At 67.3% G+C, this 9,945-nt stretch carries 7 protein-coding genes and 1 pseudogene; 4 read left to right on the forward strand and 4 right to left on the reverse strand.

Annotated elements, in window-relative coordinates; translation table 11 throughout:
* A partial coding sequence (locus VF536_RS03805; RefSeq protein ID WP_331613457.1) for an N-acetylmuramoyl-L-alanine amidase occupies positions 1–771 on the forward strand: 771 nt, incomplete at its 5' end.
* 429 nt (positions 772–1,200) lie between these two features.
* Here VF536_RS03805 and VF536_RS03810 read toward each other — a convergent pair.
* The 4 genes from VF536_RS03810 to VF536_RS03825 form a co-directional block, all read right to left on the reverse strand.
* Entirely contained in the window at positions 1,201–1,599 is a 399-nt protein-coding gene (locus VF536_RS03810) for a hypothetical protein (protein ID WP_331613458.1), read from the reverse strand.
* 2 nt (positions 1,600–1,601) lie between these two features.
* The gene (locus VF536_RS03815) at positions 1,602–2,018 is read right to left on the reverse strand and encodes a type II toxin-antitoxin system RelE/ParE family toxin (protein WP_331613459.1); all 417 of its coding nucleotides are present in this window, start codon (positions 2,016–2,018) and stop codon (positions 1,602–1,604) included.
* 181 nt (positions 2,019–2,199) lie between these two features.
* The gene (locus VF536_RS03820) at positions 2,200–5,649 is read right to left on the reverse strand and encodes a S41 family peptidase (RefSeq protein WP_331613460.1); all 3,450 of its coding nucleotides are present in this window, start codon (positions 5,647–5,649) and stop codon (positions 2,200–2,202) included.
* A gap of 108 nt (positions 5,650–5,757) precedes the next feature.
* Positions 5,758–6,405, reverse strand: coding sequence for a DedA family protein (locus VF536_RS03825; protein ID WP_331613461.1), 648 nt, complete (start codon positions 6,403–6,405; stop codon positions 5,758–5,760).
* 218 nt (positions 6,406–6,623) lie between these two features.
* On the opposite strand from VF536_RS03825, the gene VF536_RS03830 reads away from it, so the two are divergent.
* From VF536_RS03830 to VF536_RS03840, 3 genes and pseudogenes are all read left to right on the forward strand, one after another.
* Positions 6,624–7,457 (forward strand): CPBP family intramembrane glutamic endopeptidase, encoded by an 834-nt coding sequence (locus VF536_RS03830; RefSeq protein WP_331613462.1) that lies wholly within the window; start codon positions 6,624–6,626, stop codon positions 7,455–7,457.
* Between the two features lie 64 nt (positions 7,458–7,521).
* Positions 7,522–9,543: a DNA mismatch repair endonuclease MutL gene (mutL, locus tag VF536_RS03835; protein WP_331613463.1), complete on the forward strand. Its 2,022-nt coding sequence runs from the start codon at positions 7,522–7,524 to the stop codon at positions 9,541–9,543.
* Between the two features lie 136 nt (positions 9,544–9,679).
* A pseudogene (locus tag VF536_RS03840) lies at positions 9,680–9,945 on the forward strand (hypothetical protein); the annotation flags it as partial.

Consider the following 9,945-nt stretch of genomic DNA (forward strand, 5'->3'; position numbering starts at 1 on the left):
CCGCCCGCACCACCGCTCAAGGAAGTCGCGCCGGAGATGAGCCAGACCAAGCTGGACCGGCTGATCGTGATCGCGATCGACCCCGGCCACGGCGGCGAGGATCCGGGCGCGATCGGCCCCACGGGGCTGAGAGAGAAGGACGTGGTGCTGGCGATCGGCAAGAAGCTGCGCGACCGGCTGAACACCAACCCGCGCATCCGCGTGATGATGACGCGGGATGCGGACTTCTTCGTTCCGCTCAACGAGCGGGTGCGCAAGGCGCGGCGGGTGCAGGCCGACCTGTTCGTGTCCATCCACGCGGACGCCTTCATCACGCCGAAGGCCCGCGGCGCGTCGGTCTTTGCACTGTCGACCAGCGGTGCAAGCTCGACGAACGCGCGCTGGATGGCCGACAAGGAGAACGCGGCCGACGTGATCGGCGGCGTCAACACCAAGGTCGTGAAGGATGCGGGCGTGCTGCGCGCGATGCTGGACATGAGCACCTCGGCGCAGATCAAGGACAGCCTGAAGCTGGGTGGCGAAGTGCTGGGCCAGATCGGCAAGCTGGCCAAGCTGCACAAGGGCAGCGTCGAGCAGGCCGGCTTCGCGGTGCTGAAGGCGCCGGACGTGCCGTCCATCCTGGTGGAGACGGCCTTCATCTCCAATCCCGAGGAAGAAGCCAGACTGCGCGATCCGGACTACCAGGACGACCTGGTCAAGGCGCTGGCGACCGGCATCGCACGGTACTTCGCGAAGAATCCGCCGCTGGCGGCGAGACATCGCGCGCTGTGACGGTGCTGAACGACCAGCCCGCGGCGCCTCTGCCGCTGTTCGGCTTCGGCTCGATCCTGCCGGCGGGGTTCATCGGCGGACCGCCCGCGGCGGGCGTGCTGGCGTTTCTCAACCTGCGGACTGCTCCGGCGCGCGCACCGACTGACGCTCGGATTCTTCGTGACGGCGACCGCCGTCTGGTGGCAGTGCCTGATGCATGTGCCGCCGCATGCCATCTCCCAACTCCTGACCCAGGTTCCGGTCTGGCTTGTTCTGAGCTTACCCGCGTGGCTCATGCTGCGGGGGTTGCATCGCGCCCACAAGGCGGCCGGTGGGACGTTCAGGTCTGCGTGGAGAGCAGTGGGCATCGCGATCCTGGTGAAGATCGCCGTGACGGCACTGTTGCTCTCGGTTGCCGCCGCAGTGGCATCTATCAGCGCGTAGGCTTCATCAGCCCTTGCTCTTGACCGATCGACTGGGCGGTTTCGCTTGCCGCTTGGCAGGCGGCATGCGCGCCTCAGGCAACAAGGTTCCGAATCCGTCCAGCACGATGACAACTCCCGCCGCAGTGCGAATGCTGAGTTGCAATTCCGCGCCCATCGCGGCGACGTACTTGCGCAATGTCGAGAGCAACATGTCGCTGCGCTTTTCCAACTGAGTGACAGCGTTCTGTTTGATCTGCAGAACGTCGGCCACCTCGGTTTGAGTCTTTTCCAACGCGCGCCGCGCATCGGCAAGCGTGTCGGCGTAGCGAATCATGTCGTCGGCCATTTCCTGGCCTTTCGACTCGATCCACGCGAGTTCTTCGGGAGGAAGCTCCGCGAGCATGCTCTTCAGGGATCGTGCCATGGTCAGCTCCTGGTCGAAGTCGTTGTCATCTCATTCATCAATTTGGCCAAGTGGTCGTCGAAGCGTTCGTCCGCCACCCGGATCAACTGCCTGTAGAACTCCGATTCGCTTTTGCCCTGCTTGGCCCCCGCCACCAACAAACAGGCGCATCGCAGCGGATCAAAGGCAAAGGCGGCTCGCCAGACTTCGTTGCCGGACTTGGCCTTGAATCGAAGCTCCTTCATGTTGGCGTGTCGGGACCCGTGCAGCGTGTCCACATGGGGACGTCCCGCCTTCGGGCCAGACCGCTCCAATGCAAGGGTCGCTGCCCACAAGCCACGCCGGACATCAATGTCCATTCCATTGAATTCAGGGATGAAGTCATCATGGAAGTTGACATCCCATTCGTCGTACGACTGATCTGTTGAAGTGCTCACCATAACCTTTGCGTGATATCACGTCAAGGTGATGGTAGACATGAGATTGGCGCCTGGGCGGCCCTCTCCCCCAACGCAGATCCCACACCCTCTTCAGTGGGAAACCGGTCAGGATTCAGCAAGCATTCAGCGCCCATGAAAAACGGGGCCGAAGCCCCGTTCCGTTCCGCGTCGGCGAGATGCCTTACTTGCCGACCTGCGTCGGCATTGCCGGTGCCGTCGTGCGCTGGATCGGCTTCCAGGTCTTGAGGCGTTCGAGGACGTTCGCCACGCCCGCTTCGAGCTGCACATCGCGGCCCGCGTTGACCGCCACCGGATCCAGATCGACGTCGATGTCCGGCGCGACGCCTTCGTTCTCGATGCGCCACTCGCCTTCCGGCGTGAAGAAGCGGAAGAACGGCACCACCAGGAAACCGCCGTCGATCAAGTTCGGGTTCGCCGAGATGCCGATCAACCCGCCCCAGGTGCGCTTGCCGATCAGCGGGCCCAGGCCCGTGCGCTTGAACGCGTAGGGCATGAAGTCGCCGCCCGAGCCCGCGTCCTGGTCGATCAGCATCGCCTTCGGGCCGTAGATGGCGCCGGCGGGCGTGTCGTAGATCAAGCCGTCACGGTCCTTCCAGCTGCCCAGGTAGGCGCGGTTCAGCAGCTCGGTCACGTAGTTCGCCGCCTGGCCGCCGCCATTGCGGCGGTCGTCGACGATCAGCCCCGGCTTGTCCACCTGGCCGAAGAACATCCGGTTGAAATGCTGGAAGCCCGGTCCCGCCGTGTCCGGCATGTAGACGTAGGCGATCTTGCCGCCGCTCAGGCGATCCACCTCCTCGCGGTTGTGGTCGATCCAGGCCCACTGGCGCAGCCGGCCTTCGGTCGAGATCGGCTCGACGGTCACGCGACGCGCGCCCTGCCCGTTCGCATTCGCCGACACCGTCAGCTGCACCTGCTTGCCGACCGTGTTCTCCAGCTGCTGGTAGAGGTTGTGCGCACCGTCCACCGGCTGGCCGTTGACCGCCAGCAGGTAGTCGCCTTCCTTGACGCCCAGACCCGGCGCCGCCAGCGGCGCCTTCAGGTACGGATCCCAGCGGTCGCCCTTGAAGATCGTCTTGATGCGGTACTTGCCATTCTCGACGCTGAAGTCCGCGCCCAGCAGGCCCACCGCGACGCGCGGCTCCTGATGCACGTCGCCGCCGCCCACGCGGTTGTGACCGACCTGCAGCTCGCCGATCATCTCGACCAGCAGGTCGTTCAGGTCTTCGCGACGCTGCACGCCCGCGACCAGCGGCGCGTAGCGCTGGTAGACGCCCTGCCAGTCGAGACCGTGCAGCTTCGGGTCGTAGAAGAACTCCTTCTCCATCCACCAGGTCTCGTCGAAGATCTGACGCCATTCGGCGCGCGGATCCACGCGGGTCTTCAGGCCCGACAGGTCGATGCTCTTGGTGTCGATCTTCTCCTTGGCGTCAGCGATCTCCAGGCGGCCGCCGCCCGGGCTCAGCAGGATCTTCTTGCCGTCCGGGCTCAGGCTGTAGCCCTCGATCTGCGGCTTGACCATCTTCGCCTTCTTCTCTTCGAAGTCGAAGCGATACAGGTCGCCCTTGCCGCCGTTGCCGCCTTCGGCATCGATGGACACGCCCGGCTGCTTGCGCTCGACGTAGAACAGCGCGCCGTCGTCCGCCACCGCGAGGTCGTCATAACGTGCCGTCGCCACCGGCAGACCCACGATGCGGTCCTTCAGGCCGGCGAAGTCGATGCGCACCGGCTTGACCTTGGGCTTGACGTCCTTGCCGTCATCCTTCTTGTCCGCCTTCTTGTCGTCCTTCGCGTCCTTCGCGTCCTTGTCCGACTTGTCTGCCTTCTCAGCCTTGTCGTCCTTCTTGTCCTCGTCGGCCTTCTTGTCCTTGGCGTCCTTGCCATCCTCGTCGCCGGCCTTGGGCTCGAGCGGCGACTTGCCGTCCGCTCGCAGCACCGCCGCGTACAGGCCCATGCGCACCGCACGTTCCTGCGTCGACATGTCCAGGCCCACCTGTGCCGGGCCGGAGTTGATCGACGCGGCGAAGAACAGCACGTCGCCCTTGGTCGAGAACGCCGGCAGGCCGGCGTGGCTCAGGCCGTCGGTGACCGTGTGCTGCTGGCCGGTCTGGAAGTCGGCGATGCGGATCTGGCTGAAGAAGTTCTTGCCGACCACCGTGTAGGCCAGGTAACGGCCGTCCGGCGAGAAGCCGACGTCGAAGCCGGCGCGGCGTTCGCTGCTGTCGATCTTGGCCAGCTTGCCCGACTGCGCGCCGCCCAGCGGCAGCTGGTACAGGTTCAGGTGGTTGTCCTGCAGCACCAGCCGCGCGCCGTCCGGCGACCACGCGAGCAGCGTGTAGTAGCCGGTCTCCGGCAGCAGCAGCTTGCGCGTGGGCTTGTTGGCGGCCTGGTCGCCGAGCTGGTCGCGGATCACGACCTGGTGGCGCATGCCGGGCTCGTCGGAGACGTAGGCGACCTGCTGGCCGTCGGGGCTCCACAGGGCGTCCTTCTCACGCACGCCGGAGGTCTGCGTCAGGTTGCGCACCACGCCGTCCTTCACCGGCACGGAGAAGACCTCGCCGCGCGCGCTGACCACGACGCGCTTGCCGGTGGCCGACAGCGACGCGCCGGTGATGGTCTTGGCGGCGTCCTTCCACTGCACGCGCGCCTCGTTGCTCTGCTCGTTCAGCGCGACGCTGAGGACACGCGAGGTGCCGCCCTCGAGGCCGACTTCCTTCAGCTGTCCGCCCGCCTCGTAGACGATGCGGCCGTCACGGCCGTCGGCGCTGCGGATATCCCAGACGGTTTCCTTGGTCAGCTGGCGCAGCGCCTTGGTCCGGGTATTGAACGCGAAGAGGTTGGCCGCGCCGTCGTTGCGGTCGGAGATGAAGACGACCTCGTCGCCCATCCAGATCGGGTTGCTGTCGGTCGCGTTGACGTGCGGGATCTGTTCCCAGGTCTTGCCCTTGGGATCGAGGATCCAGATCGGCGGCGTGGTGCCGCCGCGGCTCTGGCGCCAGCCGCTCGGGCCGGAGTAGGCCGCGCCGTTCGGGCGGTAGGCCAGGCGCGTGCCGTCGGGCGACCACACGCCCTCGTAGGCGACGGCCTCCATCACCTTGTGCTCGAAGCCGCCGTCCACCGGCACCTCGAACAGCTGCTTGCTGCGGGTGTTCAGCACCTCGCGGTTGGAGGCGAACAGCACGCGCTTGCCGTCGGGGCTCCAGCCGGTCACCTGGTCGGCGGCCGGGTGCCAGGTCAGGCGGCGCGGTTGACCGCCGTTCGCGGCGATCACATAGACATCGGTGTTGCCGTCGTAGGCCGCGGAGAAGGCGATCCATTGGCCGTCGGGCGAGAAGCGCGGCGCGAACTCGCCGGCGGCATGACCGGCGAGCCGGCGCGGCTGGCTGCCGTCGCGGTTGGCGATCCACAGGTCGCCGCCATAGACGAAGGCCAGGTGGCGCGCGGACACGGCGGGATCGCGCAGCAGCATGGTCACGGCGGGGGCCGGCGCGGCTGCGGAAGTGGCGGAAGCGGTCGTGGTCGCGGCCTGTTGGGCCTGCGTAGGCGCTGCCGCGATCGCGGCGGTCAGACTCAGGGCCAGGGTGACGGCCTTGCTGAGGATGCTGTGTTGCATGAGCGTGATCGGCGGTGAAAACAGCGGGCGAGGATAGCCCTGCGATCTCACCATGACGAAGCTCACCCCCGGTGTTTGCGCGCTAGGCGCGTCGGTGTTTTCCCGCGCTCAGACCGCTGGCTTCGCGCGCGAGGCGCGCCATCCGCCGTAAAGCGCGATCAGGCCCGGGATGATGATCATGGCCCAGATGATCTTGCTGAGGTGCGTCTGCACGAAGGGGATGTTGCCGAAGAGGTAGCCCGCCATCGTGAGGCCCACGACCCAGATCACGCCGCCGGCGACGTTGTACGCCGTGAAGCGGCTGCGGGTCATCGCCGCGACGCCGGCCACGAAGGGCGCGAAGGTGCGGATGAAGGGCATGAAGCGCGCCAGGATGATGGTGACGCCGCCGTGCTTCTCGTAGAACTCGTGCGCGGCGTCGAAGGCGCGCTTGTTGAAGAAGCGCGACTGCTCCCACTGGAACACCTTGGGCCCGAAGTAGCGCCCGATCGTGTAGTTGCACTGGTCGCCCAGGATGGCGGCGACGAGCAGCACCGTGATCGCCAGCGGCAGGCTCATCATCCCCGTCCCGCACAAGGCGCCGACGACGAACAGCAGCGAGTCCCCCGGCAGGAAGGGCATCACGACGAGGCCGGTCTCCACGAACACGATCAGGAACAGCAGCGCGTAGACCCACATCCCGTAGGCGGCCACGAACTCGGCGAGGTGCTTGTCGACATGCAGGATGAAGTCGACGAGGAAGTGCATCAGATCCATGGGCGCGGATTATGGCGGGCGGTTCCTTATGCGCTCGTGAAGAAACGGCAGCTCGACCAGCTCGAATTTGCTGTGTGGCCCACCGAACAAAGTCAGAGATGCCAGACGCTCTGACTCTTCGATGTGATGGAAGAACTGACTATCGACGCCTTGGGTCGAGGTTCGAAGAATCGGCTCCGCCTCCGGGGGTTTCTCAACGGGCATCGACGGAACCACTCATGAAAATGTTGAAAGCTGCCGCCCGAGCTCTGTACGCGCTGGGCGAAACCACGCTCGTCTACGTTGCCCTGCTTTGCCTGATGGGCGCCCTTTTCAATCAGTCTTGGCGGGAGTGGGTCGACGCCGCCGCCTGGGCCCGTGCCGCGCCGTCCGCATTGGCCGTTCTCTGCCTCTTGGCCCTGTTCCGGCTCACGAGAAAGCGGTATGCACTGTCCTCTCGGCTCGCCCATCCGTCCGACCGGCCCCAGCGCGTCACGTGGTGGTTTGCCGCAGTCCTATTGAGCACGGCGCCGGTTGTCCTCGTCATGGGCGTCCATCGTTTTCAGGAACCGGGGGCACTCCAGCTGATCACGATCTCGGCATCGATCGCGTCGCTCTTCAATGTGCTATGCATCGCGTTGACTGAAGAGTTCGTGTACCGCTATGTCCTGATGGGCCGACTGCTACATCTCGGGGTGCCGGTGCTCATCTCGTTAGTCATCCAGGCTGGCTTGTTCCTGGCGGCTCATGGGAAACATGCGTTCATCGCTCCTCATACGGTGGCGTGGTACCTGGTGGGTGGATTGACGCTCGGGACTCTGTACGTCGCCACGAGGTCCATATCGTGCACCGTTGCCTTGCACGCCATCGTGGACATCTGCATCGCGCAGACGGGCCCGGCCTCGTACTGGTTGACGCACCGCCCAGTCGAGGCCATGCGCTACGACTGGACGATCGCCGCCACGGGCCTCTGGTCAATCGCACTCCTCGTCTACTGGTCCTATGCGAGGCGATCCAACAGTACGAGCCGGTATGACTTGCCTGGAAAACGCGCTGCGGGGCTTCTCCCATGACGCCCGGAACTGACGCCGCGTTCGCCCAGGGGTGAATCCGCCGTACCTTCTACAATCGGGCCCCATGGACGACACCCTCGCCCCGACGGCGAACGCCGCGGCCGCATTCGACACCGGCGCGCCCGCGGGCCGGCGCGCGATCCGCGAACTCCCCGATGAACTGATCTCCCAGATCGCCGCCGGCGAGGTCGTCGAACGCCCGGCCTCCGTCGTCCGCGAACTGGTGGACAACGCCTTGGACGCCGGCGCCGGCCAGATCCAGCTCAAGCTGATCGCCGGCGGCATCCGCAGCCTCATCGTCGAGGACGACGGCCACGGCATCCCCGACGGCGAACTGCCCCTGGCCATCAAGCGCCACGCCACCAGCAAGATCGGCACCCTGGACGACCTCGAGGCCGTCGCCACGATGGGCTTCCGCGGCGAGGCGCTCGCCGCCGTGTCTTCCATCGCCGAACTGGCCCTGGTGTCCCGCTACACCGGCGCCGCCCACGCCTGGCGCCTGGAAGCCCGCACCGGCGAACTCAGCCCCGCCGCCCGCGCCAGAGGCACCTCCGTCGAAGTCCGCGAGCTGTTCTTCAACACGCCCGCCCGCCGCAAGTTCCTGAAGAGCGAGAGCACCGAACTCGCCCACTGCCTCGAAGCGCTGCGCCGTCATGCACTCGCCCGACCCGACGTCGGCTTCGCCGTCTGGCACGAGGGCAAGCTGGTCGACCAATGGCGCGCCGCCCCGCTGCCGCAACGGATCGCGGAAGTGCTGAACGAAGACTTCATCGCCCAGAGCCGCGAGGTCTTCGCCGAAGTCGGCCCGATGCGCATCCACGGCCGCGTCGGCCTGCCGGAGGCCGCCCGCGCCCGCGCCGACATGCAGTACGTCTACGTCAACGGCCGCTACGTGCGCGACAAGCTGATCTCGCACGCGATCCGCTCGGCCTTCGACGACGTCCTGCACGGCCACCGCCAGCCGAGCTACGTGCTGTTCATCGACGTCCAGCCCGAGCTGGTCGACGTCAACGTCCATCCGACCAAGATCGAGGTCCGCTTCCGCGACGGCCGCGAGATCCACCAGCAGGTGCGCCGCGCCGTGGTGGCCGCGCTGGCCCTGTCCCGCAGCAGCGAGGACGGCCAGCACGCCGCCGAAGGATCGGCCTCGGCCGAACCCGCCACCCCGGCCGGCCGTCAACGGTGGACCGGCACGCCGGCCTGGGAACAGGGCGGCATGGGCAACGCTTCGGGCGCTTCAGGCCCTTCAGGCGCGGACGGCCAGACTGCCGCCTACGAGCCGCCGGCCGCCTACGCCGCGCCTTCCGCGCGATTCGCCGGCCCCGAGGGCTGGCGAGCACCCATCCCGACCCGCGCGCAGACGGCGCTCGCGTTGGAGCAGGCCGAGGCGCTGTACGCCTCCGCCCCCAGAGGCGGCCTGCCGACCTCCCCCGCAGCGCCTTCCGCCCTGTCGGCGCTGGGCGCCGCACCCGTCGCCCCGCTACCGTCCAGCCAGGCCGGCGAATGGCCGCTGGGCCGCGCGATCGCGCAGATCCAGGGCGTCTACGTGCTGGCCGAGAACGCGCAGGGCCTGATCATCATCGACATGCACGCGGCCCACGAACGCGTCGTGTACGAGCGCCTGAAGACCGCGCTCGGCGAGACCCGCATCGACTCGCAGCCGCTGCTGATCCCGGTGACCTTCGCCGCGACGCCGGCCGAGATCGCCACCGCCGAAGCGCAGGCCGAGACGCTGCAGCGCCTGGGCCTCGACATCGCCCCGCTGTCGGCCAAGGTGCTGGCCGTGCGCGAACGTCCGGCGCTGCTGGCCGGCGGCGACGTCGTCGAACTGGCGCGCGGCGTGCTCGCCGAGCTGGCGCAGTTCGACGCCAGCCATGCGATCGAGCGCGCGCAGCATGAGATCCTCGCGACGATGGCCTGCCACGGCGCGGTGCGGGCCAACCGCCAGTTGACGATCGACGAGATGAACGCACTGCTGCGCGACATGGAACGGACCGAACGCGCCGACCAGTGCAACCACGGACGCCCGACCTGGCGCCAACTCACCCTGCGCGACCTGGACGCGCTGTTCCTGCGCGGGCGCTGAGTTCCGGCGACTCACCGCACGCGACCGACGTCCGCTCCCTGCTCCCAGTTCTCCGCCCCCGTCTCCGCATCGTTCTCCCGTTTTCCTGTCCCCTTCCGCCCCGCGACCCTCGCAATCCACCCGAAGCAGTACCGACATGGCCACGCTCAAACTCAACAAGAACAAACCGGCCGATGCCACGTCGGCGGACAACCAGGCCGACAAGGGTGCGCGCCGCGCGCCGCTGCGCGGCAAGGGCGTCAACAAGCCGCGTCCGACGCTGGCCCAGGCCCAGGCCGACCGCGCCGAACGCGAAGCCGCGTTCCAGCAGCGCCTGGCCGAGGAAAACCAGCAGCGTCGGGGCCCGCAACGTGACCCGCGTCGCGACGATCGCGGGCAGGACGCCCGCGGCCCGCAAGGCCG

The sequence above is a fragment of the Roseateles sp. genome (genome assembly GCF_036486225.1).
Taxonomy (GTDB): Bacteria; Pseudomonadota; Gammaproteobacteria; order Burkholderiales; family Burkholderiaceae_C; genus Roseateles.

Bases quoted from the DNA above. Each gene is read 5' to 3' on its own strand.
- VF536_RS03815 (WP_331613459.1), bottom strand. From the start codon at position 2,018: ATGGTGAGCACTTCAACAGATCAGTCGTACGACGAATGGGATGTCAAC.
- VF536_RS03810 (WP_331613458.1), bottom strand. From the start codon at position 1,599: ATGGCACGATCCCTGAAGAGCATGCTCGCGGAGCTTCCTCCCGAAGAA.
- VF536_RS03830 (WP_331613462.1), top strand. From the start codon at position 6,624: ATGAAAATGTTGAAAGCTGCCGCCCGAGCTCTGTACGCGCTGGGCGAA.
- VF536_RS03820 (WP_331613460.1), bottom strand. From the start codon at position 5,649: ATGCAACACAGCATCCTCAGCAAGGCCGTCACCCTGGCCCTGAGTCTG.
- mutL (WP_331613463.1), top strand. From the start codon at position 7,522: ATGGACGACACCCTCGCCCCGACGGCGAACGCCGCGGCCGCATTCGAC.
- VF536_RS03825 (WP_331613461.1), bottom strand. From the start codon at position 6,405: ATGGATCTGATGCACTTCCTCGTCGACTTCATCCTGCATGTCGACAAG.